Genomic DNA, 24,448 nt, shown 5'->3' with positions numbered 1-24,448 from the left:
TGAGGCGCGTGCGCCTCGGCGTCGGTAGTGAGCTTAGGCTACCCTAACGCCGCCGCCATCCAGAACCGGATCGCCTCGAGAGGTCGCTGATCAGGTGCGCGGCGGCAGCGCGCGCCCCGCTTCGAACTCCGCGATCAGGTGCGTCACCACCGCGCGCAGATCGCCTCCCGACAGGTCGGCGACCGCCGACTGCCGCTCACCGCTCGTCCCCGTGGCGAGGATGGCTGCCGCTCCCGCGAACTCCGACGCGCATCCGAGATCGTCCGCCACCGGGGTCAGGCGCTCGAGCGTCTCCGCCAGATGCTCGCGCACCGGCCGCTGCGCGCCGTCGGCGCCGACGATGACGTCCGCGTCGAGCCCGTAGCGCGCGGCACGCCACTTGTTCTCGCGCACGTACCAGGCGGGCAGCGGTGCGAGCGTGCGGCCGGCGTCGAGCTCGCGGGAGAAGCCCTCCACGAGGGTCTGGATGAGGGCGGTGATCGCCGCGAGCTCTGCGGCCGTCGAGAGGCCGTCGCAGACGCGGATCTCCACCGTCCCCCAGCGCGGGGCGGGGCGGATGTCCCAGCGCACCTCGGTCTCGTCGGCGACGATCTGCGCGCGGGTCATGTCGTCGACGTATCCCTCGAACTCCTCCCACGTCGTCAGCGGCCAGGGGAGGCCGGCGGTGGGCAGCTGCTGGAAGACCAGCGCGCGATTCGACGCGTATCCGGTGCGCTCGCCCGCCCAGAACGGGCTGGATGCCGACAGCGCCTGGATGTGCGGCAGGAAGGTCGTCAGCGCCCCGACGATCGGCATGACCTTGGCGACGTCCTCGACGCCCACGTGCACGTGCACGCCCCAGATCATCATGTTGCGGCCCCACCACTGGGTGCGCTCGATGAGGGAGTGATATCGCGTCTTGTCCGTCACGGACTGGTCGTACCACTGCGCGAATGGATGGCTGCCCGCCGAGAGCAGGGCGACGCCGAGCGGCTCGGCCCTCGCGCGCACGACCTCGACGGCGCCGGCGATGTCGGCGAGCGCCTCCGCGGCCGTCGCCCCGACGCCGCTCGTGATCTCGATGGTGTTCGTCAGGAGCTCGCCGGTGACGGTGAAGCGCTCGTCGGCCGTGGACGCCGCGAGCGCGTCGATGATCTCCGGGCCGCGGCCCACGAGCTCGCCGCTTGCGCGGTCGGCGAGCATGATCTCCCACTCCACTCCGACGGACGAGCGGGCGGACTGGGCGAAGCGCAGCGTCATTCGCACAGCCTTCCACACGGGACTCGCGCGGCGGACGGTTCGCTTATGGGTGTGTCATCTGGCAGAATGGAGGGTCGGACCGCCTGCTCGACCCTCTATCCAGCATCGGTCCACCCTCAGAGCTTCCGCCAGCGTGCACCCCACGCGCAGGGCGACGTTCGATCCCTCTTCACCACACAGGAGAATCGTGGCTGTCAAGATCCGTCTCAAGCGCCTGGGCAAGATCCGTGCGCCCTACTACCGCATCGTCGTCGCCGACTCGCGCACCAAGCGCGATGGTCGTGTGATCGAGGAGATCGGCAAGTACCACCCGACCGAGGAGCCCTCGTTCATCGAGGTCGACTCCGAGCGCGCGCAGTACTGGCTGTCCGTGGGCGCCCAGCCCACCGAGCAGGTGGCCGCCATCCTCAAGATCACCGGCGACTGGGGCAAGCACACCGGCGACAAGGACGCCAAGAGCACCCTGAAGACCCGCGAGGAGAAGGCCGCGTACTCGCCCGACTCCGCCAAGAAGTCGGTCGTCCGGCCCAAGGCCGAGAAGAAGGCGGAGGCGGCTCCCGCCGCCGAGGCCGACGCCGAGTCGGCAGAGTAATCGTGCTGGCCGCCGCGCTCGAGCACGTCGTCAAGGGGATCGTCGATCACCCCGACGACGTGAGGATCGTCGCCTCCTCATCACCGCGAGGAGACGTGCTGGAAGTGCACGTCCACGCGGATGACCGGGGGCGCGTGATCGGGCGCGGCGGCCGTACCGCGAAGGCTCTTCGCACCGTGATCGGCGCTCTCGCCGACGGTCGACGCGTGCGCGTCGACGTTGCGGACGACTGATGGCCGACCGCACCGCCAAGAACCAGCTGCGCGTCGGGCGCATCCTCAAGGCCCACGGCCTGAAGGGCGCCCTCAAGCTGGAGCTGTACACCGACGACCCCGACGGACGCTTCGTCCCGGGAGCGTCGTTCGCCCTGCAGGTGCCCGAGCAGTCGAAGTGGCACGGCCAGTCCATCGTCGTGCGGGAGTTCCGCTGGATGAACGCGGCGCCCGTGGTCTTCTTCGAGGGCGTCGACGACCGCGACGAGGCAGAGAGCCTCGTGCGCGCCATCCTGTGGATCGACCAGGACGACGCCGCCGAGCAGCCCGAACCCGACGCCTGGTACGACCACCAGCTCGTGGGCCTCGACGTCGTGCGCGACGGCGTCTCGGTCGGGCACGTCGTGCGCGTGGACCACCTGCCCGCTCAGGACCTCCTCATCGTGAAGTCGGGGGAGCGGGAGGTCATGGTGCCGTTCGTCTCGGCCATCGTGCCCGAGGTCGACATCGCTGCGGAGCGCGTGATCGTCACCCCGCCCACCGGACTCTTCGAGGAGCTCGACGACGAGCCCGAGGATGAAGCCGCTCCCGTCGACGACGCCCTCGCCGACACGGAGGCCTCCGCCGCCGACTGAAGCCGGGCCATCCCTCTTCTAGACTGGAGGGATGCGCGTCGACATCGTCACCATCTTCCCGGCGTTCTTCGACGTGCTGGACGTCTCCCTCATCGGGAAGGCGCGCGACCGCGGGCTCCTCGACGTGCGCGTGCACGACCTGCGCGACGCGGCCCACGACAGGCACCGGACCGTCGACGACACGCCGTACGGCGGCGGCGCCGGCATGGTGATGAAGCCTGAGCCGTGGGGCGAGACGCTCGACGCCGTGCTCGGCGAGGACGCGGTGCTCATCGTGCCGTCCCCGGCGGGGGAGCGGTTCACGCAGCGCGTCGCGCGCGAGCTCGCCGACGAGAGCCAGATCGTCTTCGCCTGCGGCCGCTACGAGGGGATCGACCAGCGGGTCGTCGACCACTACGCGGCGCGCGGCCGTGTGCGTCTCCTGAGCCTGGGGGACTACGTGCTCAACGGGGGCGAGGTCGCGGCGATGGCGATGATCGAGGCCGTCGCGCGGCTCGTGCCCGGCGTCGTCGGCAACCCCGACAGCCTCGTCGAGGAGTCCCACGAGATCGGGCTCCTCGAGTACCCGATCTACACCAAGCCGGCCTCCTGGCGCGGGCACGTCGTGCCGCCCGTGCTGCTCAGCGGCAACCACGGGGCCGTCGAGAGGTGGCGCCGCGAGCAGAGCCTCGAGCGCACGCGGCGGTTGCGTCCTGACCTGCTTCCCGAGGACCTGCGCGGCGAGAGCTGAGCGCGCGTCAAGCGCGCGCGAGCTGCGCGACGCCCGCGCGATAGCGTTCCGCGACGATCTCGGCGACGCGGCGATCGGCGCCGAGAGGCGCGGTGACGACATCCGCCCCCGCATCGCGCACGACGTCGGCGAAGAATCCCGGCGCGAGGACGTAGCTCGCGGCGACGACGCGCTCCGCGCCGGCGGCACGAGCGGCGGCGATGGCATCGGGGATGCGCGGCTCCGCGCCGGCCGCGTAGCCGACCGACACCGGGGCGGAGATCAGGCGCCGCAGACGCACGGCGACCTCCTCGACATCGAGCGCGGCCTCCGGCTTGCTCGAGCCGGCCGCGGCGAGCACGACGTGGTCGCCCTCGTGAGCGCCCGCGTCGGCCTCGGCCAGGCGCGAGGCGAGCACCTCGGCGAGCAGATCGTGCGGCCCGAGGGGCGGCGCCTGCACGACGTGAGGGAACGGACGCGCGGCCCGCGCGACATCCACCTCGGTGTGGAACCCGGTCGACAGCAGCAGCGGGACGACGACCGCCGGCCCGTCGGCCGCCGCGCGAGCGACGACATCCGCGACCTCGGGCTGCTCGACGTCGACGAACGCCTGCTCGACGCGCACGCCGGGAAGGAGCGCGCGCACCTCCTCGACGAGCGCGCGGATGGTTGTGCGCCCCTCCTCGAAGCGGGTCCCGTGCGAGCAGGCGATGAGGGTCGTCATCGGAGCAGTCCTCAGGACAGGTGCGACCGGTCGGTGAGGACGACGGGCCCGTCCTCGGTGATGGCGATGGTGTGCTCGCTGTGCGCACCGCGCGAGCCGTCGACGCTGCGCAGCGTCCAGCCATCCGGGTCGGTCACCAGCTCATCGGTCGTCTGCAGGAACCACGGCTCGATCGCGATGACGAGGCCCGGCTTCAACGGGAAGCCGCGGCCCGGGCGGCCGTCGTTCGGCACGTGCGGGTCGCCGTGCATGACGCGGCCGACGCCGTGCCCGCCGAAGTCCGTGTTGATCGACAGACGCTCGCCGTGAGCGACGGCGGCGATGGCGGCCGAGATGTCGCCGATGCGGTTGCCGACCGTGGCGACGGCGATCGCCGCGTCCAGGGCCCGCTCCGTGGTGTCGATGAGCTTCAGGTCCTCGTCGCGCGGCGTGCCGACGACGAACGAGACCGCGGAGTCCGCCACCCAGCCGTCGATGGCGACGGCGAAGTCGAGCGTGACGAGGTCGCCGTCGCGCAGCGCGTAGTCGTGGGGGAGGCCGTGGAGGACCGCGTCGTTGATGGAGGTGCAGATGACCTTGCCGAACGGGCTGGCGCCGAAGGACGGGTGGTAGTCGATGTAGCACGACTCGGCGCCTGCGCGACGGATGAGCTCGTGCGCTCGGCGGTCGATCGCCAGCAGGTTCGTGCCCACGCGCGTCTCGTCCTTCAGGGTGGCAAGGGTCTCGGCGACGAACCGGCCGGCCGGGCGCATCTGCTCGATCTCGGCCGGGGTGCGCAGTTCGATCATGGGGTGTCCTTCCAGTCGGACCTCCATTCTCTCCCGCACCAGCGTGACGGATGGCCGATGTCGGTGTGCGACAATGGAGAGTCGTGCTGTGACGCCCGCGCCTGTCGGCGCGCGCGTTTCGCGCTCTGCCACAGGGGAGCCGAGGGTCCGCAACCGGATCCCACCGCACACGCGATACCCCATTTTCGAAGGCGGTCGACCTGAGGCGGCCGCAGGAAGAGAACCGTCATGCACATTCTCGACGCCGTCGACGCGGCCTCGCTCCGCTCGGACGTCCCCGCGTTCGGCCCCGGTGACACCGTCAAGGTGCACGTGAACATCGTCGAGGGCAACCGCTCGCGTGTTCAGGTGTTCCAGGGCGTCGTCATCCGCCGCCAGGGATCCGGTGTGCGCGAGACCTTCACGGTCCGCAAGATCAGCTTCCAGGTCGGCGTGGAGCGCACGTTCCCCGTGCACTCGCCCGTCCTCGACCGCATCGAGGTCGTCACCCGCGGTGACGTCCGTCGCGCGAAGCTGTACTACCTGCGCGAGCTGCGCGGCAAGAAGGCGAAGATCAAGGAGAAGCGCGAGAGCCGCTGATCGCGACCTCTTCGCGCAGACACCCCGTGCCCCTCGGCACGGGGTGTCTGCGTTCGTGAGAACCTGGATCGACGCCTCCGCAACGCGGCGGCGCGGATGCGAAGGACCCCATGACCACCGACATCACGACCGCGGCGCGGCCGACGCGGCGCGGACGCGGATTCCTCACCTTCCTGCGCGACATCGCCCTCATCGTGGTCATCGCGCTCGTGGTGTCGTTCCTCATCAAGACGTTCGTCGTCCGGTCGTTCTTCATCCCCTCCGGGTCGATGGAGAACACGCTGCAGGTCGACGACCGCATCCTCGTCGACGAGCTCACGCCGATGTGGACGGGATACGAGCGCGGAGACATCGTCGTCTTCGAGGACCCGGGCGGATGGCTCGAAGGGCAGTCCGCTCCCGCGCCGCGCGCGCCGATCGTCGAGGCCGTCGACCACCTGCTGACGACCGTGGGCCTCTCCGCGGGCGACTCCGACGACCACCTCGTCAAGCGCATCGTCGGCATGCCCGGTGACCACGTGGAGTGCTGCAACGCGCTCGGCCAAATCTCCGTCAACGGCGTCGCCGTAGACGAGCTGGACTATCTCAAACTGCCGGTGGGAGACACCGCAGCGTCGAACGAGCCGTTCGACGTGCAGGTGCCGGATGGCGCGCTCTGGGTGCTCGGCGACAACCGCGACAACTCCCGGGACGCCCGCTTCAACATGGACCAGCCGGGCGGGGGCTTCGTGCCGCTGGAGAACGTCGTCGGCCGCGTGTTCCTCACCACCTGGCCGCTCGAGCGCTTCGGGCTCATCGACGGCCATCACGAGGTGTTCCGCGGCATCCCCGAGCACGAGGAGGAGCGCGAGGAGCAGAAGGCGAGCGCGGCACGATGACCGTCGCCGCCCCCACTCTCGATCAGGAGCGCGCGCTGCTGACGGAGAGGCCCCTCGTGTTCGGACTGGACGAGGTCGGCCGCGGCGCGCTGGCGGGCCCGGTCACCATCGGAGCCTCCGTCGTGGACGCTCAAGCCGTCGCGTCGCCAGTGCCCGACGGCCTGCGCGACTCGAAGCTCGTGCCGGCAGGGCGCCGGGCGGACGTGGCTCAGCGAGCCGCCGCGTGGGTGCGAGCGAGCGCACTGGGCTGGGCCACCGCCGCCGAGGTGGACGAGGTCGGCATCATCCGCGCGCTCGGGCTCGCGGCGGTGCGCGCGCTGGCGGCCCTCGAGGCGCAGGGCTACGCGCCCGCTGCCGGCGTCGTGCTGCTCGACGGCAACCACGACTACATCAGCCCGGTGCGCGGAGGCGGACTCGACGTTCGCACGGTCATCAAGGGCGACCGGGACTGCGCGTCGCTGGCGGCGGCATCCGTGCTCGCGAAGGTCGCCCGCGACGACCTCATGGTGCGGCTGCACGACGACGCGCCCGCGTACGAGTGGGCGAGCAACAAGGGCTACGCGAGCGCGACGCACCGTTCGGCCATCCGAGATCATGGCCTGAGCACGCACCACCGTCACTCCTGGGCGATCGCCGACGCGCCCGCCCTCTTCTGAGCGCCGCCGTCGACGCGGGACGTCGCGGCGAACGCCTAGGATGGGATGACCATGGATGACGATGTCTTCGAGGATTACGACCGCGAACTCGAGCTGGCGCTGTTCCGCGAGTACCGGGACGTGGTCTCCCAGTTCCAGTTCGTGATCGAGACCGAGCGGCGCTTCTACCTGGCCAACGAGGTCGACGTCGTGCGTCACGACACCGAGACCGACTTCTACTTCGAGCTCACGATGAAGGACGTCTGGGTCTGGGACATCTACCGGTCTGACCGGTTCGTGAAGTCGGTGCGCGTGCTGACGTTCAAGGACGTCAACATCGAGGAGCTCTCGCGGCGCGACTTCGAGCTGCCCGACGAGCTCTCCATCGACGGCCAGTAGTCTTCCGCGGCGGCGCTGGTTCGCGCTTCGCCGTCTGCACAGGGGTGCGCCGCGCCGCACCCCATCCACGGATGAGGGAGGCGTCCGCCGCGGGGCCAGGCGGCCGGGCAGTCTGCCGTCATGGCACGCAAAGACGAGCTGGGTCGAGCCGGTGAGGAGCGCGCGGCGCGATACCTCGCGTCCGAGGGATACGAGATCCTCGACCGCAACTGGCGCTGCGCTGCCGGTGAGATCGACATCGTCGCGTGCCGAGGGGAGCGCCTCGCCGTCGTCGAGGTGAAGACGCGCTCGGGAACCGGCTACGGCCATCCGTTCGAGGCCGTCGATGCACGCAAGCTCAAGCGGCTGTGGCGCCTCGCGGCGACGTGGGCGCAGGCGCATCCCGGGGCGCTCGACCGGCGCAGCCTGCATGTCGATGCCGTGGGCATCGTCGGCCCCGATCCGCGCTGCGGCGTGCTGGAGCATCTCGAGGACCTGCGATGAGCGTCGCTCGCACCTGGGCGGTCGCGCTCACCGGCCTGCGCGGCGAGGTGGTGGAGGTGGAGGCCGACGTCACCGCGCACCAGCCGGACATCCGCATCATCGGCCTCGCCGATCGGGCACTGGGCGAGGCGGCGCGGCGGGTCGGCAACGCCTGCGAGAACAGCGGGCTGCCGCTGCCGTATCGGCGGCTCACTGTGAACCTGTCGCCGGCAGGATTGCCCAAGCAGGGAACCGGCTTCGACCTGGCGAAAGTATGCTTGTGGCATGTCCTTTCAGTCATACCTCGCTGCCGCCTACGTACGGCAATCGCGGCGCGCCCCCGAGGGGATTGAGCGGGGACTAGCCCGCACGCACGCCCTGATCGCGGCGCGCAATTGGACGCTGGTGGGCGACTACGCCGATGATGCCACGTCGGCTTCCTCCGAGCGCGGCTCTGGCACCCGGTGGAACGCGCTGCTAGGTGACATCAAGGCTGGCAAGGTTCAGGTCGTCGTCGGGGTGGACGTTGACCGGCTGGTGCGGAGTATCCAGGACCTCGCCAAGCTCATCGAACTGGGCGTGCGCGTGGTTACGGTGGACGGCGAGATTGACCTGACGACGGCTGACGGTGAGTTCCGGGCCACCATGCTGGCAGCCATCGCCCGGTTCGAGGTCCGCCGGAAGACCGAACGCCAGCGGCGCGCCAGCGAGCAGCGCGCGGCGAAGGGTCAGCCGCACGGTCGGCCGCGGGTGTTCGGATATGAGATTGACGGCATCACCCCGCACTCGATCGAGGCGGACCTCCTACGCGAGGGCTATTCGCACGTGTTGCGCGGTGGCACCATCCGCTCGCTCACCCGCGCATGGAACGAGGCCCGAGTGACGACGGCGCGCGGCAACGCCTGGACCGGGACCGAGGTGCGGCGGGCGCTGCTCCGCGAGCGCAACGCGGGCATTCTGGTCGTGCGCGGGGAGCGCCAGCCCGAGAGCCAGATCGTGCCTATCGTGGATATGGAAACCTGGGAGGCGGTCGGCGCGCTGCTGAGCGACCGGACCCGTGCGCAGCACGGTCCTGCATCGGGGGAGAGGTGGCTTTCCGGCGTGATGGCCTGCACCTGCGGCGCGCCGATGCTGGTGGGCACGTCGTGGTCGGGTGGGATCGGGTCACCGGCTTACGCCTGTCGGGTGCTGCGGCTTGCTGCGAAGACCGGGGCCAAGCGCGAGGGCCGACACGCGCAGATCGTCGCGAGCGCCGTTGAAGAGGGCATCGTGTTGGAAGTGATGGCAGCGCTCATCGCGGACGCTCTGCGGGGCGAGGTCGATTCGACACCCGAGGCCGCCGATGTGATCAAGGCGCGCGCAGAGCTGAGCCGGATTGAGGACGAGCGCCGAGCCGCGCAAGACCTGTACCTGCTGCCGGGTGCTGATCGCGTCCACCTGGCGTCGCGCATCGCCACGCTGGCGAAGGAGCACGAAGTTGCAGACGCTGAGCTGTCCGAGGCGCTGTCCCGGCGTAGTGCGGCTGACGTTGTGTCCGCCCTGCAAGACGCCGTGCGCGACATCTTGCTGGACGCCCCTGCAGATGACGAGGCGCGCGGCAGCGCCATCCGCGACACGTGGGACGCGCTTCCAGCCGACACCCGGCGCGAAGTAGTCCGGGCCAAGCTCGATATCACGGTCGCGCCGGGCGGCAAGGGCAGCGGGCACGGTATGCGCCGCGTGACCGTTACGCCGAAGGCCCGGCACTAAGCCCAACTCCCGGCGGCTGGCTCTGTGGCCGTCCTCGCCCGTCGTAAGGGCCGTCTCGGTGCTTACCACCGACTCCGGTGCCCCGATACGGCACAGAGCCAAACACGCCGCATTACGGCCAGATAGCTGCTAGGCAAGTCGGACCGGGCATAATAGCGTACATGGCATTCACAGTCAATATCGTCTGCCGCGCTTCAGGGCACGATCACGACGCGCGCCTTCTGTCGCGATTCACCGACAGGGTGAACGGTGCGTGGAAGCCGTTGCCGAGTTACAAGCCAACCCTCGGTGAGGAATTCGCACTCATTTGGGAAGATTCAGAAGAGCACGCGGACGGCGAGATACATCTTCGGTACAAGTTCCCGTGCGGCGCGGAGGTCACGCAGGAACGGCTACACTCACTCCTGGACGCGGCCCGCGCCAAGGGAGAGTCGGAAATCACCCTCGGCTAACGCCTCCACCTACTCGGTCTTCACGACCCGCACTGACGGGTAAGTCGGCTTCTAACTGAAAAGACATCAGGCTCCTCAGCGGGAACCTCCACGACAGGCGCGCTTGCGCGCCGCCCGCTGTAGGAGCCTTTCCGTTGTCTTCCTCCGAATCCCCGACCGTACATAAGGCGCGGTCCGACATCATGGTCGGCCCGCGCACCGCCGACCCCGAGCGCGAAGCCAAGGGACGCCGCGATCTGGCCGAAGCGAAGATCGCTGAGGCGATCCAGCGCAATCTAGATAAGGCCCCGCCGCTCACCCCGAATCAGGTCAAGCGCTTGAGCGCCCTGCTGCGTGGGGGTATCCGGTGAGCGACATCAACATCAGCGTGTACCACCAGCACCTGTCGCAGGCAGTTGAGGCCGTGGTGATTGGGCTTGACCCCGAGCGCCCCTACGGGTACGCCACGCTGAAGGGCACCCGCGAGAATCCTGAACTCGAGATGCACTCGTTCCCGGACCTCGGCAGCATGAGGCGCGCGCTGAGCGAGACATTCAATGGCCGTCTGCTCAGCGACCTCTACCCCGACGTGTACCGCTTCGGGCCGGACAAGCCACTGCGCATGCATCTGGTGATTGAGGACGATGACGAGGGCGAGCAGTGAGCAACCTCGACATCGCGCTCAGCCTCGGGCGGGTCGGGTGGTACGTGTTCCCGCTGACGGTGAGCGGCACGTTCCTCAAGGGGTTCGGCTGGGACAGGGGCGCATCACGGTCCCCGAAGCAGATCCGCGCGTGGTGGTCCGACGACCCGCGCCAGCGCATCGGCGTCCACTGCGGGCGGTCGGGCATCGTCGTCGTAGACCTGGATCGGAAGCACGGGAAGGACGGCTTCGCGAGTCTCAAGGCGACGGGCCTCGGTCTTCCGCGGACGTTTAGTTACACCAGCCGCAGTGGCCACGGGAAGCACCACGTCTTCCGTGCGCCGCAGGGCGTACAGCTCACCATCGACCGCGACCTCAAGGGCATGCCGGGCGTGGACATTCGCAGCGGCATCGGCATGGTCGCGTACAACGGACCGGAACTCGCCGCGCGCCCGAAGCTGGCACCTGCTCCGGAGTGGGCGCTGGTCCACAAGAAGGACGGCTGGAACTACGAAGCGGCAGACCTGGAAGCGTGGCTCGACGGCGCGGGCACCGCCACCGACCCGAAGCAGAAGGCGCGGGCCGACAGGGCGCGCCGGATGGCAACCGTGTTCCCCGAGGACGGCATCGACAACGGCGACCTGCTCAACCGGATAACCCCGCTGGTGTCGGGGCTCGTGTGGGGCGACGGTCGCCGTGAGGCGTACGAGGCCGCGCGGGCGCGGTACACCAACGACTTTCCCGATCCGAAGTTCCTGATCGCGTTCGACCGCGCCTGGGCCAAGGCAATCACGCGGGTCGAAGACGACCGGCGGGCGAAGGCGAGCAGGTTGCCTGAGAAGCCGCCGAAGCCCGCCCCGAGAGCGAAGGCGCGGCAGCTTAATCTGATCGACCTCAACGACGTCGACGAAGAGCCCATCTACTGGGTGATCCAGGACGTGATTCCGCTGGGAACGCTGACGATCCTGTCCGGAGCCGCCGACGTCGGCAAGAGCACCCTGCTCGCCGCGTGGGTGACGCAGATCATGAACGGCACCGCCGAAGGCGACCTCAAAGGACCCGCTACCGTGCTGACCGCGATCGGTGAAGACGACCTCGGGCGGGTGCTCAAGCCACGAATGCGAGCTGCTGGCGCCGACCTGTCGTCGGGACGCCTCCAGGTCATCAGCGTCACGAACGAGGGCCGCGACACCGCGTTGCAGATCCAGGAGGACCTTGCCGACATCCGGCAGGCGCTGATCGAAACCGGCGCGCGGGTGCTGGTGCTCGACCCGATCATCTCGTACGTCGAGGGCGATCCGAACTCGCTGAAGGACGTGCGCACCGCGCTGGACCCCATTCGCGATCTGGCGACCGAGCTCAACGTGGCAGTGATCGCAGTCCACCACCACAAAAAGGGCGTTGGTAATGCGGCTGAGAAGCTGTCGGGCTCGCACGCCTGGCGGGACGCATCCCGGTCGCACATCCTCGTTGTGAAGGACGAAGACACCGACGTGCGGTTCGCCACCGTTGAGAAGGGCAACTACACCGGAGCGCGGCTGTCGTTCTCGTTCGAGACGGAGACCGTTGTCTATCAGAACGCCCGGGGCGAGGACATTAAGACCGGGCGCGTGATCAACCTCCGCCGGTCTGAGACCACTGCTCACGACCTGCTTGCTAAGGCGGCTGAACTCACCGGAACACGCAGCGGGCTGATGCAGGACATCGTGCACTACGTGAACAGCTCGCGCGTCGCGCTGACCACGGGCGAAGTAGCCGAAGCAGTCGGCGCGGCGGGAAGCAAGGTGAAGGTCTATCTCAATCGCGCGGCGAATGCCGGGCAGATCGTGAAGGAGGCCCGCGGGACGTATCACGCGCTCGCCGGCGTCGACCTTCGCGCCGAGCGCGCGAAACGGGAGGGGAAGTGATTCCTCTGCGCTGCGCGGCGACGGTAACAGTCTCACGCGTAGACCCCCGGAGCGTTACCTCTGTTACCTGCCTCTCTCGCGAAGGCAACAGAGGTAACACACGTAACGCCGGGGCACCCTACGCGCGAGGCGTTACCTTCCGAGCCGCCGAGAAAAAGTCTCAAGGCTGTATGGACTCATCGCGCACGCCGCAGGAGGAGGTCCGCGGTGAACGCTGACGCAGCGTGGGACGCGCTGAACGCGGTTCTTCACGACTACACGCCGCCGTGCGACGGACGAGTGCTGTTCACCGCCGACGAGCTAACGGACGAACAGCGAGCGACATGCGCGGTCGTCTGCGCCACGTGTCCCATCGCTGATCTATGCGGCTCGTACGCAGCCGCGGCGAAGGTCGACTCAGGCTTCTGGGCCGGGGCCGACCGCAGCCCGAAGCGCAAGCGAGCGACCAAGACCACCGCGCCGGGCGGTTCCCGGCACTCACGAAAGTAAGGAAGCACCATGCCCAAGATGACCACCGCAGCCATCGAGTCGAGCCTTCTCCCCGCGCTGAACGGCTTCAAGGAGAGCGCCGCGCAGGTGAAGGAGGCGCACGCTAAGGCCCGCAAGGCGATCCTCGATGATCCGATGACGTCGGACCTGGCCAAGCGCGGTAAGGCCGACGCACTGAGGGTCGAGACCCGGAACAAGCTCGACAACCTCAAGGCCGATCAGGACGCCCACGTCAACGGTCTGAAGTCCACCCTTGAGAAGCAACTCCGCGGCAACCAGCCAATGGACGCCAGCAACATCCTGCTGCGCCGCGACGCTGCCGACCGCGTGCGCAAGATCATCGACCAGCAGGAGGCAGTGGACGTGCTGCAGGACGCCATCGCCAACGGGGATGAGACTCTGGCGCACGCCATCGGCATCCGCGCAACCCACACGGGGATGTCCGGCGTGGTCGAGACGTGGAAGGCCGCGTACCCGGAGACGGCCGACACCGCGGCGGCGCTCGCCTTCGTCGAGGCGAACACCAGCGGCGCGGCCTTCAACCTGAGCAACCAGATCACCTACGCCGACCCGGTCGAATGATCTCCCGCTGACAGGGCGAGCGACTTTCGTCGCTTTCTATACCCACCCCAAGCGCTGGGACTCGTCGCCTCAGCACCAGGGCGGCTCTCTCGCACCTCGAGGGGGCCGCTCTGGCATGCCTGGGCTAGCCAGGCCCTGTGAGCCCGCCGAGACGGCTCACAGAGGCAGCCGCCGACGGATGCGGAGCAGTCGCCCCCGATCATGGCCGCGGACACTTCATCACATTGCACTATGCGCAGCCGGATCATTGAGCAAATAGTTGCCCAAAGGGTCCCCTTGTAGCTAACGTTCACACATTCGAGCAAATATTCGATAAGCCAGGGAGGCTCCAGATGAACGCCGCACAGCGCCGCCACTATGACGCTATCCATCAGCTTGCCCGTGATGAGTGGCCCGGCGCGCCGCTGGATGAGGACTGCCCCGCACCCATCACAGCTACCGGCGACGAGGGCGAGCGATGACCACGATGATCGGTTACCTGCGGGTGTCCACCGAGGAGCAAGCCAGCAGCGGTCTCGGACTGGACGCCCAGCGGCAGTCGATTCAGCGTTATGCCGACGCACACGGATGGAACGTGCTCTGGTACGTGGATGAAGGGGTATCGGCTAAGTCACTCGCGCGGCCGCAGCTACAGGCCGCGCTGGCTCGGCTGCACGTCCTGCCCAAGTCGCGTGATGCTGGCGGCATCGTAGTGGCCAAGCTCGACCGCCTGAGCCGCAGCGTGCATGACTTCTCGGGCATCCTTAAGCTGGCCACTGCGCGAAAGTGGGCCGTCGTGGCTATCGACCTAGGGGTGGACACCAGCACCCCCACCGGCAAGCTCGTTGCCAATGTGATGATGTCGGTAGCCGAGTGGGAGCGCGAGGTTATCGCCGAGCGCACCTCTGCCGCCATGCAGGCAGCCAAGCGGGCAGGGAAGCACGTGGGGCGGGTGTCGGTGCTACCTCAGGCCACGGCTGACCGTCTACTGACCCTGCGCGCCAGCCACACGCTCACCGGCACAGCTTCGAAACTGAACGCGGAAGGCCTCACCACCGCTACGGGAAAGCCATGGTCCGTCAACACCGTATCCAAAGCGCAGCAGCGCCTCAGCGGCCCGCGAGCGGCTGACGTTGAACGCGGGCATCGATAGGATCTCCGCGTGCCTCTTTCTCGCCGCGAACGATTCAGCCTCAAGAGTCAGTTGGTCGATGTAATCGACGCAGACAGGGATTGGGACTTTCGTCGCGTCAATCTGCTGCTGATCGAGTATGGCTGCCAACCGCTCGGCGGGTTCAACAGCGACGACTTCACTTTCGAGGACAGCATCAAAGACGTGTCAGATGCGGACCTGCTGGAGATCTATTCCATAGTTACCGGGGCTGCGCCCGCAGAAGCGCAGGGGCAGATCGAGGACGCAGAATCGTCGTTGTGGAACAGCGGGTATGTGCGCGTGTTCCTCTCTCACTCTGCGCATCACAAGGCGTTCGTCGGTCAGGTAGCAGACGAACTGGCGGTTTCCGGGATTCATGCCTTTGTGGCGCACGACACGATGGAGTACGAGCAGCCATGGCAGGACCAGATCGAACATGGGCTCCGGACGATGCAGGCGTTCGTTGCGCTCGTCCATCCCGAATTCCTAACGAGCCCCTGGTGCCAGCAGGAAGTCGGCTGGGCGCTAGGACGTGGCGTGCCTCGATACGTCATCCGGTACCCTGCTGACCCCGCAGGGTTCATTGGTCGTACCCAATGGCCGCAGGGGAACGAAATGAACGCTCGCGAGGTTGCGGCTCTCGTACTCGAATGGGTCAGTAGGATCCCTGAGTTCTCCGATCAGATCGTGGACGGCCTTCTCTCTTCGCTGAGTGGGGCGCAGAACTACATGGACGCGGGCGCCACCGCTAGACGTATCGCAACGATTGACACATTGACGCCTCAGCAGTGGACTAGGTTGGCGGAGATATATCACTCGAATGACCAGGTCGGGCGTGCTGGTCTCGTCGGGCAGGCCCTCGCCCCGTACTACCGCAGCCATGGCAAGCCTTGGCCCCCAGCGCAGCCAGTTGAGCCCGCGTCGTTCTAACCCGGACGTCACCGCGTGTAGGTGCGGTCGCGAAGGTTTGAGCGGGGGTGAGTGAATGCCGGGCTCGGCGTCAGCTGTGTCATAGTGTGAACACACTCGCCATAGGGGGCGATTCTCTGTTGGAGGTTCCGTGGCGCTGCGCGCTGAGTCTGCTCATGAAGAAGGACGCAAAGGCGTCTTCCGCACGAAGCGGTGGCTAGAAAGTACGACGCACATCGAGCTGAATTTTGATGCTTACGATTGGGCGCCCGAGTGCACCGTAGGCTGCCTGGATGGAGGATTGCAGACGTTCGACCTGAAGGGCCAGATCTACAAGTCAAAGTCGATCCTGTTCGTGGAGAACAAGTCCTACACGTCGGTCGGGAACCAACCGAAGGACTACCAGGATTTTCTCGCGATTGCATATAGCGCAACCGCCGCAGAGATCGCTCGCACGCAGGACCCTCGCTGGCAGTTTATGTGGGTTACGACTTTTCCATTTGCCCAAGGTAAGTGGCCGAAACTCACCAAGCGATCCCATATCAAGGCGGCACTCGAGGCAGACACCACGGGATTGCTTAATGGTCAAAGCATCGACGAGGAGATCCTTGATCTCATGGCTGACCGGGTGTGGCTGTTGGTGTACAACAAGCGCCAGCAGGAGTTCACGCTGACGCCGAAGGAACTCAGCATGATCGAAGCGAAGTTGAACCGAAAGGGTAAAGCATGACCATCGAGGTTCACGCGGGCATGCAAGACGAAGCGCCCGTCGTTGCTGCGGTCCGCCAGGCGAAGGCCCACTCGCGATCGGCAGACGTCATCGATGGCGTAAAGACGGCGGTGATTGACGAGCTCAAGCGCCTCGACCCAACACTGAAGATCAAGACGACGGAGTATTTCAACCACAGCTATGTGCCGGACCTGATTGCCTTCTGGAGGGAGGAAGGCAAGGAACGAGAGCGTCGTGTCTTCATTCGTGGGTCGTTGTCGAGCGTAGTCGCGGCTCGAGATGTGGAGTCGCTGGCGGATCAAGAGCCACTTCTCATCGGACTGGGCGACGAGAAGAAGAAGGTGCTTGCTGACTTGCGTAAGCAACTTCCGTCGTCGACTAGAACTCTTGCCACGGAGGTAACCGCGACTTCTCGCATCCCCACGCTCGCGCGCGACGAAGAGCGGGACACGCAGTTGTCGGGCTTGGTTCGAGCCAACATCGTGCGCGGCGGCCGAGGGCTTCTCAGTGATAAGGCTGCAGACCGAATCGCGGCAGTGGAGGAAGGCGAACCCGTCGAAGCGCTGAAAGCGTTCCAGACGACGGTTCGACAGCTATTCACGGGAGCGACCGCTGATCGACTGAACCGCACCGCCGGTCTCCTCGTCGAATTCTTCAAGGAGAGCCCCACTCGCGAGACCTTGGACTCGTTGCGGGAGAAGCCCCTTCTCGATGGTGAACTGCGAGTCGTACTGCCCTACGTCCTGCGGCGCGCGGCCGAGGTAAGCGCCGCCGAGGTCTGGGAAGCGTTGGCGTCGATGCTGACCCTCGAGCGCCTCGAATCGATGGCCCCTGTGCTGGCTGACCTCGATGTCACGCCGATCGTGAAGCGCGCGACGAGGCTGATGACAGCAGGGCGCTCGGCGCTGTACCCCAACCCCACCATTGCCGACGATGAACAAGCAGCCTCGCCTGCTTCTTGGAAGGTCCGTAACGGCCGTCTTGTTGCCGACGTGCACCGGTGGGCGCTTTGGATGGGTTCGGACGCTCGAAAGGTGAGGGCGCGCGACGACGGGACCGACGCGCGGTGGGACGAACTGTCCGCGCCTCTGCGCAACTTCGATCTCACCGCGATTGAGCTCCATGGGCTTAGCCGTCAGCTTGCAGTTGCCAACGAGAACCCTGACACGGTCCGTGAGGACGTCGAACGGATCCGCGAGACTATTGAAGACGACTTCCATGTCGCGGCCGTCACTGTCCGAGAAAAGGGCGACGACGACGCCGGTGAAGTGAAGGTCGAGTTTGAGGCCGCGACCGCCACCGGTAAAGCGACTGTTGACTTCCATGTGCGAGCTGCTGCTCTGTTGGGCATACGTCGTCCGTTGACTGATGAGGATATTGAGGCGCTGACGGGTGAATGACGCCGCGAAACTAGGGTCCTTGGATCACGCGTGCCTGCCTCGATGAAGTGATGGTTTAAGGAAATTCGGGCCTGAAGGGGGCGCTTCAGGCCTAAGCGCAGCACCCGGCGAAGGATTGGACTCCGATGAGCGTTACTTGCCCCGTTGGCCATAAGAACGCTTCGGGTGCTTCTTTTTGCAGTACGTGTGGCGCTGCCATTGCCGCGCGGTCGACAAGTGACGAAGCGAAGCAGCCACGCCAGGGGATTGGTTGCGCGGGAATCGGCTGTCTCGCCATCATCGCCCTGGGGATCGTCGGCATCATCTCCATTGCCGTTTCGGGGGCTAATCGCGACTCGTCAGGCCCGGATATGGATGCGGCCGTTGTAACCTGTCAAAGTCTTGTGAAGGACAATCTCAAGGCGCCTTCCACCGCGTCTTTCCCATACGTTCCCTCTTACTCGGGCCGAGTCATCTCCGGCGAGGTCGACGCTGAGAATGGGTTTGGCGCGAAGATCCGCTCAAGCTTCCAGTGCACGCTTGTCGATGACGAACGTGTGCGCCTGGACTACCTTCGGTGATCCACGAGCAGGGACGCGAAACGAAACTTCCCAAGGGCCTGGTTTAGCCAGGGTGCGAGGATGAGTCCCATAGCTGGCTCAAGCCTTTACGCGACGTGCCCTAGCGCTGAGCAACCTACTCCTTCAGCTCGAGCTCAGTCTCGAACTCCCATGGAGTGAACGTGTACTCGCCCCGGTAGCTGCAAGCACCACAGGCGTCGCGCTGCTGCCAACCCGGCTCCCCATCGCGCGCAGTGATATCACCGTCGGTGCTGAGCCTGTAGGAACCGCACTTCGGGCACCGGGTCGGTGGCTTCCGCTTGTTCTTGACCATCGACGTCGAGAACACGTCAAGAAGGTGGGCAGTCGCAGCGATAAGGACCTCGGCGTCCCACACCGTCGCGTTCGCATCGTGCTGAAGACTGACGGCGACATCCCAGGTCTTGTCGGCGATATCGCTCAGGTACCGCCGCATCCGTCCGCTGGACAGCGACTGAGCGAACACTGTTGCCCATCCTTTGAAGTCGGCAGCGCGCGGCGGAACGTCAGGCTGATTCACCCACGCGGCAGTTTGATGCTCGCGGGCGAAGGCGATCATCGCCTCTCGACAGACGATGCCGATCGCCTGGAGGTCCTCGGCCTCGCGGGCCGACTCAATGGCGTCGCGCGCGGCTTCAACCCGCCTCCACGCAGCGCCAATCTCTTCCTCTTGTTCCTCTTCAATCGCGACGCCATCACGCTCCCAGAGGCGCATCATAATGCCGACATGGAACGAGAACGCCTCGTCGTAGTTCGGGAAGCGCGCCTGATCGTAGAGGTTCGTTCCCTGCGTGATGACCCACCAACGCGTCTTCGGCATGTGCACGTCGTAGACGTCGTAGTCAGTGCCGAGCAGCCGATAGCTCCGTACCTTTTGCACAAGAGTAACGAGATTGTCCGGGTTGTCCGGGTCGTCGTGATCAATGCTCTGACTTTCGACGTAGTTCCGGATGTCCTTCTCTTCGTGCTCAGGCAGAGGTCTCGGCATGGAGTAACTCTATGTTTGTGCCGCGACAACGCTGCCCACCGCACGCCGACGAACTGCGGCCACGTCTCACGGGTGTTCGATCAGGAGCTCGGCGGCAGGCACGCCGAGCGTCTCGGCGAGACGGTGGATGATGTCGAGCGTCGGGTTCCGCACGCCGCGCTCGATGCCCGACACGTACGTGCGGTCAAGTTTCGCGCGGTGGGCAAAGTCCTCTTGTGACCAGCCTTGACCGACCCTGAGCTCGCGCACGCGCGCGCCAAAAGCAGCGCGATGGGGAGGGGCAGGCATCCGTCCACGCTGACGCTAATGTTACTCATAGTCCACGGACTATGAGTCACATCTCGAAGGAGCACCGCGCATGTCCGAGCAGCAGCCTCAGTCCTCAGCCGTCCAAAAGAAGGCGTGGTATCTCAAGTGGTGGGTCTTGCTCATCGCGGCGTTCCTTATCGCGGGTGGCATCGGCGCCGCCGTCAACCCGAGCGGCGACGTCACCCCAGCGGCAATAGCCGAGCCGAGGCAGAGGGATTTGACTGAGCCGAACGTGGCTGAGACTCCGGCTGCCGTCGCGCCGCTCGACCTGGAGAAGTTCCTGACTGAGTCGGGCTTCACGTTTGACAGCGTCTCGATGTCGGCTGGCAAGGCCTACATCTACGTACCCACCGAGACAACCAACGAGCTGGCTCAGAAGATCGGCAACGACGCGATGCTGTACCTCTGCGACCACGCGGCACAGGCCGGCGACAACTTCCCTGCGGCGAACCGGGTTGAAGTATCTGACGGCATCAGCCCCGTCTCCGAGGGCTACCACGCGGTGGATCACCCCTCGGGATTCGCCACCGACGACATCTGCGACAGCTGACCGTGCCAAATCACACCGCCAAAGGAGCGCCCCATATGTTCGACCATTTCCGCAAAAATTGCCGCATGCTCAAAGCAACCAGGCTCACGTCGCTCGCGACTGTCGTCCTCGCCGCAGCCGCGCTCGCTGGGTGCACTGCCAGCCCCGCACCTGCGACGACTACGGCCCCGGCCGCTGAGCAGACGTCCGAGGCATCTCCTACCCCGGCTGGCGAAGCCGAGTCGGCACCGGAAGCCACTTCCGCGCCGGACGCCACGGAGCCGGAGGAGTGCAAGGGCATGAAGGCAATCACCTTCGGCCGCATGAGCGCGAGCTTGATCGGGGAACGCAAGGACCAGGGCGCGCGACAGTTTGCCGAGGGCGAGGTGAGCCTCGACGCTGACGGAAACGTTGTGTCCTACACCGTCGCACCAGGCGATGTGGGCGAGGTGATCGGCGAACGACTGTGCATCCGGAACGGAGGCGATCTTGGGGTACTCAACCACGTCCGCACGATCCAGCCCGGCCAGGTGCTCTGGCTCAACCCCAACCCTGACGTTCCGTGGGTGCCGTACTACCAGCCGCCTGAGTTCCCCGAGGGCTTCCAGCAGATCCCCTACCAGCAGGCCATTGAGGCGATGGGTGCAGCTGTCGATGCGGGCAACCTGGACACCATGCGCGCAATCTGGGCCAACGAGCTGTCCGCAATGTTCACCAACCAGCAGGACAAGGACGTGATTTCCCGCGAGCTCGAGACCGGCGACCTCGACAGGCTGCGCCAGATGTTCTCCTGACCCGTCCTCTCCCGAGGGGCACTCCTGGCGAGTCAGCCGGGGGTGCCCCTTTCTCATGGGCTGGGCTCATCGCGCCGAGGTATCCGCCTTCATTTCGTTGCTCCCGTTCCAGGAGCGGCGCGCAGCAACTCGATCAACTCCGCGACCGTATCGACGCCCACCATGTCAAGGAGGTCGCGAATCTCGCTGGTGGCTAGAGGTTCCCGCATGGGTTGAAGCCTTTCCGTGAGGATGCGACAAGGGGTCCACCGCGGAAGCGATGGACCCCGTTGCCGTATGGGTTCCAGGGAGCGTTTTTCTCCCGAGCGGAGGTCAGGCCAGGTCGTTGACCCAGGCCGTTCCGGCAATCGCCTTGACCGAGTTGATGCCATGCATCGCGGCGGCCTTCGAGTTGTAGGTCTCGGAGACGGCGACAATCTCTCCGTTGTTGGCCGCCAGCGTCCAGTAGTAGTGGACGGAGTTGCTCGCGCGCTTGATTGTGAACTGTGCCATGAGATCCTCCAGGATCTCGACCCTTGGGTTCACCGAAACCAGCTAGGCTCGCCTTGTTCTCCTGGCAGAGAGGCATGCGACCCGCTTTCGGTACCGTCCGAGGTGGGTCGTTTTGTCATCCCCGTACGGTTCTTCGATGCTACATATGGGTGCCGACCTTGGGGGGCACCACTAGGGCTAGTAGTTACAACCGTGTAGTTCTCCACCGTTTCCCACAGTGCGGTCCACCGACCCATCCACAGGCGTACGCGGCTGAAAGAGACGAGTAACCCCGACCTCGTACGGATGTGGGACCCTTCGCCCTACGTTCTCCACAGACCGCGGGTTTTCGGCGATGGCCGACATGCCCTTCACCGTGGAGAGTCCGACCGGCGTGTCGCAAGCGCGTCCGATGTCGGAACAGGGCCCATTGCAACAATCGCGCTGGCGATCGCGGTCGCCGCTCTCGCCACTGACGATCGGGTGCGGCGCTCCAGCGTCGCGGCAGTCGTGCATCTCGGCGAGCTCGGGCTCGATGGGCGGCTCCGGCCGGTGGCCGGCGTGCTGCCCGCGGTGCGTGCCGCGGTCGCAGCCGGTCGCCCGCGGGTGATCGTGCCGTGGGGCAACCGTGAGGAAGCCGAGCTCGTCGTGGGCGCCGAGGTGCGCGCGGCGGTGTCGCTGGCGCAGGTCGCCGCCTGGCACGGCGCGGAGGTCGAGGTGCCAGACGTGGCGCCGGTGCCAGGGGCGACAGCAGCGCCGGTCGCCGCCGAGGAGCTGGATCTCGTCGACGTCGTCGGACAGCAGGACGCCATCGAGGCGCTCATCGTGGCCGCGGCCGGTGGGCACCATCTGCTGATGTCGGGGCCGCCCGGTGCCGGCAAGACCATGCTCGCTCGCAGACTGCCCGGGATCCTTCCGCCGCTCGACGACGAGGCCGCGCTCGAGGTCGCCTCGGTCCGGTCGCTCGCCGGCGAGCAGGTCACGCGTCTCGATCGACGCCCCCCGTTCGAGGCGCCGCACCACTCCGCATCGACGGCGGCGCTCATCGGCGGCGGATCGCGGGTCGCGCGCCCGGGTGCCATCGCGCGCGCCAGCCGCGGGGTCCTGTTCATCGACGAGGCGACCGAGGCCGTGGCATCCACGCTCGACGCCCTGCGGCAGCCGCTCGAGCAGGGCAGCATCGACATCCACCGGGCCGGGTTCACCGCGCGGTTCCCGGCGCGCTTCCAGCTCGTCCTGGCGAAGAACCCGTGTCCGTGCGGGGAGTACGGGGTGCGCGGCGGGGACTGCACCTGCTCGCCGCACCTCATCCGGCGTTACGCGCAGCGGCTGTCCGGACCGCTGCTCGACCGCATCGACATCGACCTCAAGGTCGAGCGGATCGCCAGCATCGCGCAGACGCGCGGCGCGGACGGCACCACGTCCGCCGCCGCGAGAAGCCGCGTGCTGGCCGCACGGGCGCGCTCCCGTCGACGGCTGGAGGGCACGCCGTGGAAGGTCAACGTGGACGTCCCCGGCGTCTGGCTGCGCCGCGGTCCGTGCGCCTTCGACTCCGCAGCCGTGCGTTCACTCGACGTGGCGCTGCAGCGCGGAGTCCTCACGCTGCGTGGCTACGACCGGGTTCTGCGCGTGGCGTGGACGGTCGCCGATCTCGCCGGTCACGAACGGCCGACGGCGGCCGACGTGGGACGGGCGCTGTTCCTCAAGAAGGGAGTGGTGGCATGAGCCTCCTCGATGAGCCCGCCGTGCGGGCGGGCGGAGCGCGAGTCGGCGCCGGCGACCCCGATCGCCTGGCTCGCGCGGCGTGGACCGCGATCACCGAGCCGGGGGACGGCACCGCGGGCACCCTTGTGGCCGCGTTCGGTCCCGCTCGCGCGCTCCGGATGGCCGAGGCCGGGTTGCGTGATCCGGAGCTGGCAGCGCTGCAGCTCGCTCCGCAGACGCTGTCGGCGGCGTCCGCGCGGTGGCGCCCGCGGTTGGAGGCCTCCTTCGTCGCGCGCACTCTGCAGGACGCTGCGAAGGCGGAGCTCGCCCTGTTCACGCCCGAGGAGGAGTCGTGGCCCCTGCAGCTGGATGATCTGGCAGCCCACGCACCGCTCGCACTCTGGGTGCGTGGCGATCGGGCGGCGCTCGCGCGGCTGGCGCGATCGGTCGCGATCGTCGGCGCCCGGGCGGCCACGCCGTACGGCGAGCACGTCGCGGCGGAGCTGGCGGGGGACCTCTCGGTGCGGGAGGTGGCGATCGCATCGGGTGCTGCGTACGGCATCGACGGGGCCGCCCATCGCGCCGCCCTCGGGAGCGGCGGGCTGACTGTCGCTGTGGTCGCCGGCGGCGCCGACCGGGTCTACCCGGCGGGCCATGCGCGGCTCCTCACCGAGCTCGCGCGCACCGGAGCGATCGTCAGCGAGAGCGCTCCGGGATCGACACCGACGAAATGGCGCTTCCTGCAGCGCAACAGACTGATCGCCGCACTGACCGCCGCCACCGTCGTGGTCGAGGCAGGCGCCCGGAGCGGAACGCTCAACACCGCGGGGCACGCCGCCGCGCTCGGCCGGCCGTTGGGCGCCGTTCCCGGTCCCGTGACGAGCGCCACATCCGCCGGGTGCCACCGTCTGCTGCGCGAGTTCGACGCGCAGTGCATCACCTCGACCGCGGACGTGCTGGAGCTTCTCGGCGAGGGACTCGACGCGGGGGACCGCGCGAGAGAGCCGTCGGCGGAGGAGGTGCGCGTGCGCGATGCGCTCGCCTCGCGCACGGCGCGCGACGTCCCGGAGATCGCCCGCCGCAGCGGCCTCGCCGTCGGCGACGTGCAGGCGGCGCTGGGCCTGCTGGAGCTCGCGGGGGAGGTGCGGAGCGTCCCGGGCGGGTGGGTGCTCAGCTGATGTGCGGACGAGTAGCCGCCGCTCCGGTGATCGTCGAGCCGGCGCAGCCGCGCGGAGTTGTCCACCCCTTGTC

At 67.2% G+C, this 24,448-nt stretch carries 32 protein-coding genes; 26 read left to right on the top strand and 6 right to left on the bottom strand.

Going from position 1 to position 24,448, the window contains the following annotated elements; translation table 11 throughout:
* Positions 1-90: 90 nt before the first annotated feature.
* On the bottom strand, positions 91-1,239 hold the full coding sequence (locus tag QWJ90_RS06420; protein ID WP_290106866.1) for a glutamate--cysteine ligase: 1,149 nt from the start codon (positions 1,237-1,239) through the stop codon (positions 91-93).
* 187 nt (positions 1,240-1,426) lie between these two features.
* Here QWJ90_RS06420 and rpsP point away from each other — a divergent pair, with 187 nt between their 5' ends.
* Genes rpsP through trmD form a run of 4 tightly spaced genes read left to right on the top strand, consistent with a single transcriptional unit; the run spans position 1,427 to position 3,408 of the window.
* Positions 1,427-1,831, top strand: a complete 405-nt coding sequence (rpsP, locus tag QWJ90_RS06415; RefSeq protein WP_290106865.1) for a 30S ribosomal protein S16 — start codon at positions 1,427-1,429, stop codon at positions 1,829-1,831.
* 2 nt (positions 1,832-1,833) lie between these two features.
* Positions 1,834-2,064, top strand: a complete 231-nt coding sequence (locus QWJ90_RS06410; RefSeq protein WP_156241452.1) for an RNA-binding protein — start codon at positions 1,834-1,836, stop codon at positions 2,062-2,064.
* Positions 2,064-2,678 carry a ribosome maturation factor RimM gene (rimM, locus tag QWJ90_RS06405; protein WP_290106864.1) on the top strand — a complete coding sequence of 205 codons (615 nt, stop codon included), beginning with the start codon at positions 2,064-2,066 and terminating at the stop codon, positions 2,676-2,678. The genes QWJ90_RS06410 and rimM overlap by 1 nt, the downstream gene beginning before the upstream one ends.
* A gap of 31 nt (positions 2,679-2,709) precedes the next feature.
* On the top strand, positions 2,710-3,408 hold the full coding sequence (gene trmD / locus QWJ90_RS06400; RefSeq protein WP_290106863.1) for a tRNA (guanosine(37)-N1)-methyltransferase TrmD: 699 nt from the start codon (positions 2,710-2,712) through the stop codon (positions 3,406-3,408).
* Positions 3,409-3,415: 7 nt separating this feature from the next.
* On the opposite strand, the gene QWJ90_RS06395 is transcribed toward trmD, so the two are convergent.
* Both QWJ90_RS06395 and map read right to left on the bottom strand, forming a co-directional pair.
* The gene (locus QWJ90_RS06395; RefSeq protein ID WP_290106861.1) at positions 3,416-4,111 is read right to left on the bottom strand and encodes a sirohydrochlorin chelatase; all 696 of its coding nucleotides are present in this window, start codon (positions 4,109-4,111) and stop codon (positions 3,416-3,418) included.
* A gap of 11 nt (positions 4,112-4,122) precedes the next feature.
* Entirely contained in the window at positions 4,123-4,899 is a 777-nt protein-coding gene (gene map / locus QWJ90_RS06390) for a type I methionyl aminopeptidase (RefSeq protein WP_290106860.1), read from the bottom strand.
* 228 nt (positions 4,900-5,127) lie between these two features.
* On the opposite strand from map, the gene rplS reads away from it, so the two are divergent.
* The 18 genes from rplS to QWJ90_RS06305 all read left to right on the top strand — a co-directional run bounded on the left by rplS (position 5,128) and on the right by QWJ90_RS06305 (position 18,384).
* On the top strand, positions 5,128-5,478 hold the full coding sequence (gene rplS / locus QWJ90_RS06385; RefSeq protein ID WP_156241442.1) for a 50S ribosomal protein L19: 351 nt from the start codon (positions 5,128-5,130) through the stop codon (positions 5,476-5,478).
* A gap of 110 nt (positions 5,479-5,588) precedes the next feature.
* Positions 5,589-6,356: a signal peptidase I gene (lepB, locus tag QWJ90_RS06380; protein WP_290106859.1), complete on the top strand. Its 768-nt coding sequence runs from the start codon at positions 5,589-5,591 to the stop codon at positions 6,354-6,356.
* Entirely contained in the window at positions 6,353-7,012 is a 660-nt protein-coding gene (locus QWJ90_RS06375) for a ribonuclease HII (RefSeq protein ID WP_290106858.1), read from the top strand. The genes lepB and QWJ90_RS06375 overlap by 4 nt, the downstream gene beginning before the upstream one ends.
* A gap of 51 nt (positions 7,013-7,063) precedes the next feature.
* Positions 7,064-7,390: a DUF2469 family protein gene (locus QWJ90_RS06370; protein WP_156241436.1), complete on the top strand. Its 327-nt coding sequence runs from the start codon at positions 7,064-7,066 to the stop codon at positions 7,388-7,390.
* 120 nt (positions 7,391-7,510) lie between these two features.
* Positions 7,511-7,873 carry a YraN family protein gene (locus tag QWJ90_RS06365; protein WP_290106857.1) on the top strand — a complete coding sequence of 121 codons (363 nt, stop codon included), beginning with the start codon at positions 7,511-7,513 and terminating at the stop codon, positions 7,871-7,873.
* Complete coding sequence (locus QWJ90_RS06360) at positions 7,870-8,205, top strand: magnesium chelatase domain-containing protein (protein ID WP_290106856.1); 336 nt, start codon at positions 7,870-7,872, stop codon at positions 8,203-8,205. Before QWJ90_RS06365 ends, QWJ90_RS06360 begins: the two co-directional genes overlap by 4 nt.
* The gene (locus tag QWJ90_RS06355) at positions 8,138-9,601 is read left to right on the top strand and encodes a recombinase family protein (protein ID WP_290106855.1); all 1,464 of its coding nucleotides are present in this window, start codon (positions 8,138-8,140) and stop codon (positions 9,599-9,601) included. Before QWJ90_RS06360 ends, QWJ90_RS06355 begins: the two co-directional genes overlap by 68 nt.
* A gap of 161 nt (positions 9,602-9,762) precedes the next feature.
* A complete protein-coding gene (locus QWJ90_RS06350) occupies positions 9,763-10,053 on the top strand; it encodes a hypothetical protein (protein WP_290106854.1) in 291 nt (96 codons plus the stop codon).
* 134 nt (positions 10,054-10,187) lie between these two features.
* Positions 10,188-10,403, top strand: coding sequence for a hypothetical protein (locus tag QWJ90_RS06345; protein ID WP_290106853.1), 216 nt, complete (start codon positions 10,188-10,190; stop codon positions 10,401-10,403).
* The gene (locus tag QWJ90_RS06340; protein ID WP_290106852.1) at positions 10,400-10,696 is read left to right on the top strand and encodes a hypothetical protein; all 297 of its coding nucleotides are present in this window, start codon (positions 10,400-10,402) and stop codon (positions 10,694-10,696) included. Before QWJ90_RS06345 ends, QWJ90_RS06340 begins: the two co-directional genes overlap by 4 nt.
* Positions 10,693-12,582, top strand: a complete 1,890-nt coding sequence (locus QWJ90_RS06335) for an AAA family ATPase (protein ID WP_290106851.1) — start codon at positions 10,693-10,695, stop codon at positions 12,580-12,582. Before QWJ90_RS06340 ends, QWJ90_RS06335 begins: the two co-directional genes overlap by 4 nt.
* Positions 12,583-12,789: 207 nt before the next feature.
* A complete protein-coding gene (locus QWJ90_RS14870; RefSeq protein WP_354670421.1) occupies positions 12,790-13,071 on the top strand; it encodes a WhiB family transcriptional regulator in 282 nt (93 codons plus the stop codon).
* Positions 13,072-13,080: 9 nt separating this feature from the next.
* A complete protein-coding gene (locus QWJ90_RS06330) occupies positions 13,081-13,653 on the top strand; it encodes a hypothetical protein (protein WP_290106850.1) in 573 nt (190 codons plus the stop codon).
* Positions 13,654-14,110: 457 nt separating this feature from the next.
* On the top strand, positions 14,111-14,785 hold the full coding sequence (locus tag QWJ90_RS06325; protein WP_290106849.1) for a recombinase family protein: 675 nt from the start codon (positions 14,111-14,113) through the stop codon (positions 14,783-14,785).
* Between the two features lie 9 nt (positions 14,786-14,794).
* A complete protein-coding gene (locus QWJ90_RS06320; protein ID WP_290106848.1) occupies positions 14,795-15,715 on the top strand; it encodes a toll/interleukin-1 receptor domain-containing protein in 921 nt (306 codons plus the stop codon).
* 130 nt (positions 15,716-15,845) lie between these two features.
* A complete protein-coding gene (locus tag QWJ90_RS06315) occupies positions 15,846-16,424 on the top strand; it encodes a hypothetical protein (RefSeq protein ID WP_290106847.1) in 579 nt (192 codons plus the stop codon).
* Positions 16,421-17,824: a hypothetical protein gene (locus QWJ90_RS06310; RefSeq protein WP_290106846.1), complete on the top strand. Its 1,404-nt coding sequence runs from the start codon at positions 16,421-16,423 to the stop codon at positions 17,822-17,824. The genes QWJ90_RS06315 and QWJ90_RS06310 overlap by 4 nt, the downstream gene beginning before the upstream one ends.
* 125 nt (positions 17,825-17,949) lie before the next feature.
* The gene (locus tag QWJ90_RS06305) at positions 17,950-18,384 is read left to right on the top strand and encodes a hypothetical protein (protein ID WP_290106845.1); all 435 of its coding nucleotides are present in this window, start codon (positions 17,950-17,952) and stop codon (positions 18,382-18,384) included.
* Positions 18,385-18,499: 115 nt separating this feature from the next.
* Here QWJ90_RS06305 and QWJ90_RS06300 read toward each other — a convergent pair whose 3' ends face one another.
* Both QWJ90_RS06300 and QWJ90_RS06295 read right to left on the bottom strand, forming a co-directional pair.
* Positions 18,500-19,390, bottom strand: a complete 891-nt coding sequence (locus QWJ90_RS06300) for a hypothetical protein (RefSeq protein ID WP_290106844.1) — start codon at positions 19,388-19,390, stop codon at positions 18,500-18,502.
* 66 nt (positions 19,391-19,456) lie between these two features.
* Positions 19,457-19,678: a helix-turn-helix domain-containing protein gene (locus QWJ90_RS06295; RefSeq protein WP_290106843.1), complete on the bottom strand. Its 222-nt coding sequence runs from the start codon at positions 19,676-19,678 to the stop codon at positions 19,457-19,459.
* A gap of 70 nt (positions 19,679-19,748) precedes the next feature.
* Between QWJ90_RS06295 and QWJ90_RS06290 the strand changes: the two genes are divergently transcribed.
* Both QWJ90_RS06290 and QWJ90_RS06285 read left to right on the top strand, forming a co-directional pair.
* Entirely contained in the window at positions 19,749-20,249 is a 501-nt protein-coding gene (locus QWJ90_RS06290) for a hypothetical protein (RefSeq protein WP_290106842.1), read from the top strand.
* Positions 20,250-20,284: 35 nt separating this feature from the next.
* Entirely contained in the window at positions 20,285-21,022 is a 738-nt protein-coding gene (locus QWJ90_RS06285; protein WP_290106841.1) for a hypothetical protein, read from the top strand.
* Between the two features lie 312 nt (positions 21,023-21,334).
* On the opposite strand, the gene QWJ90_RS06280 is transcribed toward QWJ90_RS06285, so the two are convergent.
* Entirely contained in the window at positions 21,335-21,514 is a 180-nt protein-coding gene (locus QWJ90_RS06280; RefSeq protein WP_290106840.1) for a YegP family protein, read from the bottom strand.
* Positions 21,515-21,799: 285 nt separating this feature from the next.
* Between QWJ90_RS06280 and QWJ90_RS06275 the strand changes: the two genes are divergently transcribed.
* Both QWJ90_RS06275 and dprA read left to right on the top strand, forming a co-directional pair.
* Complete coding sequence (locus tag QWJ90_RS06275; RefSeq protein ID WP_290106839.1) at positions 21,800-23,218, top strand: YifB family Mg chelatase-like AAA ATPase; 1,419 nt, start codon at positions 21,800-21,802, stop codon at positions 23,216-23,218.
* Positions 23,215-24,375, top strand: coding sequence for a DNA-processing protein DprA (gene dprA / locus QWJ90_RS06270; protein WP_290106838.1), 1,161 nt, complete (start codon positions 23,215-23,217; stop codon positions 24,373-24,375). Before QWJ90_RS06275 ends, dprA begins: the two co-directional genes overlap by 4 nt.
* Positions 24,376-24,448: the final 73 nt, after the last annotated feature.

The sequence above is a fragment of the Microbacterium oryzae genome, from assembly GCF_030406385.1.
GTDB classification, from domain to species: Bacteria; Actinomycetota; Actinomycetes; order Actinomycetales; family Microbacteriaceae; genus Microbacterium; species Microbacterium oryzae_A.
Note: the sequence above shows the minus strand (reverse complement) of the source record. Positions and strands in the feature narration are given on the sequence as shown.

Excerpts from the sequence above, each read along its gene's own strand:
- QWJ90_RS06370 (WP_156241436.1), top strand. The coding sequence starts at position 7,064 with ATGGATGACGATGTCTTCGAGGATTACGACCGCGAACTCGAGCTGGCG.
- QWJ90_RS06285 (WP_290106841.1), top strand. The coding sequence starts at position 20,285 with ATGTTCGACCATTTCCGCAAAAATTGCCGCATGCTCAAAGCAACCAGG.
- map (WP_290106860.1), bottom strand. The coding sequence starts at position 4,899 with ATGATCGAACTGCGCACCCCGGCCGAGATCGAGCAGATGCGCCCGGCC.
- trmD (WP_290106863.1), top strand. The coding sequence starts at position 2,710 with ATGCGCGTCGACATCGTCACCATCTTCCCGGCGTTCTTCGACGTGCTG.
- QWJ90_RS06325 (WP_290106849.1), top strand. The coding sequence starts at position 14,111 with ATGACCACGATGATCGGTTACCTGCGGGTGTCCACCGAGGAGCAAGCC.
- rplS (WP_156241442.1), top strand. The coding sequence starts at position 5,128 with ATGCACATTCTCGACGCCGTCGACGCGGCCTCGCTCCGCTCGGACGTC.
- lepB (WP_290106859.1), top strand. The coding sequence starts at position 5,589 with ATGACCACCGACATCACGACCGCGGCGCGGCCGACGCGGCGCGGACGC.
- QWJ90_RS06275 (WP_290106839.1), top strand. The coding sequence starts at position 21,800 with ATGTGGGACCCTTCGCCCTACGTTCTCCACAGACCGCGGGTTTTCGGC.
- QWJ90_RS06355 (WP_290106855.1), top strand. The coding sequence starts at position 8,138 with ATGTCCTTTCAGTCATACCTCGCTGCCGCCTACGTACGGCAATCGCGG.
- QWJ90_RS06295 (WP_290106843.1), bottom strand. The coding sequence starts at position 19,678 with ATGCCTGCCCCTCCCCATCGCGCTGCTTTTGGCGCGCGCGTGCGCGAG.
- dprA (WP_290106838.1), top strand. The coding sequence starts at position 23,215 with ATGAGCCTCCTCGATGAGCCCGCCGTGCGGGCGGGCGGAGCGCGAGTC.
- QWJ90_RS06300 (WP_290106844.1), bottom strand. The coding sequence starts at position 19,390 with ATGCCGAGACCTCTGCCTGAGCACGAAGAGAAGGACATCCGGAACTAC.
- QWJ90_RS06395 (WP_290106861.1), bottom strand. The coding sequence starts at position 4,111 with ATGACGACCCTCATCGCCTGCTCGCACGGGACCCGCTTCGAGGAGGGG.
- QWJ90_RS06310 (WP_290106846.1), top strand. The coding sequence starts at position 16,421 with ATGACCATCGAGGTTCACGCGGGCATGCAAGACGAAGCGCCCGTCGTT.
- QWJ90_RS06280 (WP_290106840.1), bottom strand. The coding sequence starts at position 21,514 with ATGGCACAGTTCACAATCAAGCGCGCGAGCAACTCCGTCCACTACTAC.
- QWJ90_RS06365 (WP_290106857.1), top strand. The coding sequence starts at position 7,511 with ATGGCACGCAAAGACGAGCTGGGTCGAGCCGGTGAGGAGCGCGCGGCG.
- QWJ90_RS06375 (WP_290106858.1), top strand. The coding sequence starts at position 6,353 with ATGACCGTCGCCGCCCCCACTCTCGATCAGGAGCGCGCGCTGCTGACG.
- QWJ90_RS06305 (WP_290106845.1), top strand. The coding sequence starts at position 17,950 with ATGAGCGTTACTTGCCCCGTTGGCCATAAGAACGCTTCGGGTGCTTCT.
- QWJ90_RS06330 (WP_290106850.1), top strand. The coding sequence starts at position 13,081 with ATGCCCAAGATGACCACCGCAGCCATCGAGTCGAGCCTTCTCCCCGCG.
- QWJ90_RS06420 (WP_290106866.1), bottom strand. The coding sequence starts at position 1,239 with ATGACGCTGCGCTTCGCCCAGTCCGCCCGCTCGTCCGTCGGAGTGGAG.
- QWJ90_RS06360 (WP_290106856.1), top strand. The coding sequence starts at position 7,870 with ATGAGCGTCGCTCGCACCTGGGCGGTCGCGCTCACCGGCCTGCGCGGC.
- QWJ90_RS06350 (WP_290106854.1), top strand. The coding sequence starts at position 9,763 with ATGGCATTCACAGTCAATATCGTCTGCCGCGCTTCAGGGCACGATCAC.
- rimM (WP_290106864.1), top strand. The coding sequence starts at position 2,064 with ATGGCCGACCGCACCGCCAAGAACCAGCTGCGCGTCGGGCGCATCCTC.
- QWJ90_RS06290 (WP_290106842.1), top strand. The coding sequence starts at position 19,749 with ATGTCCGAGCAGCAGCCTCAGTCCTCAGCCGTCCAAAAGAAGGCGTGG.